General features: G+C 63.3%; 1 protein-coding gene. It reads right to left on the bottom strand.

Annotated elements, in window-relative coordinates:
* Nucleotides 1-406 (bottom strand): bifunctional phosphoribosyl-AMP cyclohydrolase/phosphoribosyl-ATP diphosphatase HisIE (gene hisIE, locus KQX66_RS38880; RefSeq protein WP_216798403.1); only part of this gene is annotated, 406 nt, incomplete at both ends.

The raw sequence follows: 406 nt of genomic DNA, 5'->3' as shown, positions 1-406 counted from the left end.
GATCAGATCCGAGGCCTCGTTGGTCAGCTCTTCGCGATCGTTGACCGTGGCGGCCAGCGCGGTTTCCACGCCTTCTTCCCCGACCTTCTGCGCGATGCGTTTGGTGCCGCTGGCGTACAGGCTGGCGGTGTATGAGCTGTCCGGGCTGGCATGCTTGCGCTCCGCCAACAGCTGTTCCAGCTGATAGAGGAACGTCCAGTCGCTGGCGGCCGGATGGAAGCAGCTGCTGTTGCCCAGGTGGCAGGTCGGGCCGATCGGGTTGGCCAATACCAGCAGCGTGTCGTTATCGCAGTCCGGCGTGATGCTGACCACCTTGAGGAAGTGGCCGGAACTTTCGCCTTTGGTCCACAGGCGCTGCTTGGTGCGCGAAAAGAAGGTGACATTGCCGCTCTGCTCGGTGGTCGCC

This window comes from Paenibacillus oleatilyticus, assembly GCF_018998565.1.
GTDB lineage: Bacteria > Bacillota > Bacilli > Paenibacillales > NBRC-103111 > Paenibacillus_G > Paenibacillus_G oleatilyticus.
This window is presented reverse-complemented; position numbering and strand designations above follow the sequence as displayed.